General features: G+C 59.5%; 1 protein-coding gene. It reads left to right on the top strand.

Annotated features, from left to right (window positions below):
• Positions 1-70 precede the first annotated feature (70 nt).
• Positions 71-1,290, top strand: a protein-coding gene (locus AC1Q8Q_RS32120; protein WP_420825043.1) for an IS3 family transposase whose coding sequence is annotated in 2 segments (ribosomal slippage) — positions 71-416 and positions 416-1,290 — 1,221 coding nt in all. Because the reading frame shifts where the segments join, the coding sequence is not laid out codon by codon here.
• Positions 1,291-1,327: the final 37 nt, after the last annotated feature.

Here is a 1,327-nt window from a genome sequence, read left to right as displayed (position 1 = left end):
TGAACGAGCCCCATGAAAGACAGGACACCGTTTCCTCCTTACGATAAGGGATAGGCAAACGGTTATGTTTATGACTAACAGCAACGATAAGAGTGGGGAGCTTTTGGGCCAGGAGCGGCGGCGCCGCTGGAGTCCAGAGCAAAAGCTGGCCATGGTTCGCGAGAGCCTTGAGCCAGGGCAAAGCGTTTCGGTGGTGGCTCGGCGCAACGGCATCAATGCCAACCAGCTGTTCCAGTGGCGCAAGCTTTACCAGGACGGCAGCCTGTCGGCGGTCAGCGCGGGCGAAGCCGTGGTGCCTGCCTCCGAGTTGAGCGATGCGCTCAAGCAGATCCGTGAACTGCAACGGATGCTGGGCAAGAAAACGATGGAAGCGGAGATCCTCAAAGAAGCCGTGGAGATCGCCCGGTCGCGAAAATGGATTGCGCACTCACCCTTGTTGCCGGGGGACGACCAGTGAAGCTGGTCAGCGAATGTCTCGGTGTGGCGCGCTCGCAATTAACGGTTCGAATCAAGCAATCGGTATCGCCCAAGACACGGCGAAGCAGGCCTGTGAACGACGTTGAGTTGGTGGCCGAAATCCAGCAACAGGTCAGCGAACTGCCCAGCTATGGCTACCGTCGAGTCTGGGGGTTGCTGCGTCGTGCCCGTGAAGCCCAGTTGCTACCCGCGGTCAACGTGAAGCGGGTTTACCGGGTGATGCGTGATCACAACCTGTTGCTTGAACGCCGGATCAAACAACCCGGCGTGCCGCGTCGGCACGAAGGCCGTATTGCGGTGCAAACCAGCGATACGCGTTGGTGCTCGGACGGCTTTGAATTCCGTTGTGAGGACGGCGCCAAACTGAGCGTGACCTTCGCCCTCGATTGCTGCGATCGCGAAGCCATCGGCTGGGTCGCGAGCCCGACCGGTTACAGCGGCGATGATATTCGCGACTTGATGCTGGAAAGCGTGGAGAAGCGTTTCGGTGATCAGCTGCCCGCCACGCCGGTGCAATGGCTCAGCGATAACGGTTCGGCCTACACCGCCGAACAGACGCGCCTGTTTGCTCGACAGATCGGTTTGCAGACGGTGACCACGCCTGTGCGTAGCCCGCAGAGCAACGGCATGGCAGAGAGCTTCGTGAAGACGATCAAACGTGATTACGTGGCGCACATGCCCAAGCCGGATCGGGAAACGGCGCTGCGTAACCTGGCGATTGCCTTCGAGCATTACAACGAGCAGCATCCGCACAGCGCCTTGAACTATCGTTCGCCGAGGGAGTTCAGGCGCTTGGCAGCAACATCAATTTAACGGGGAGTTGGTGTCCAGTTTGGTAGGGGCAAGTCCA

This window comes from Pseudomonas sp. GW823-FHT06B06 (assembly GCF_058795195.1).
This window is presented reverse-complemented; position numbering and strand designations above follow the sequence as displayed.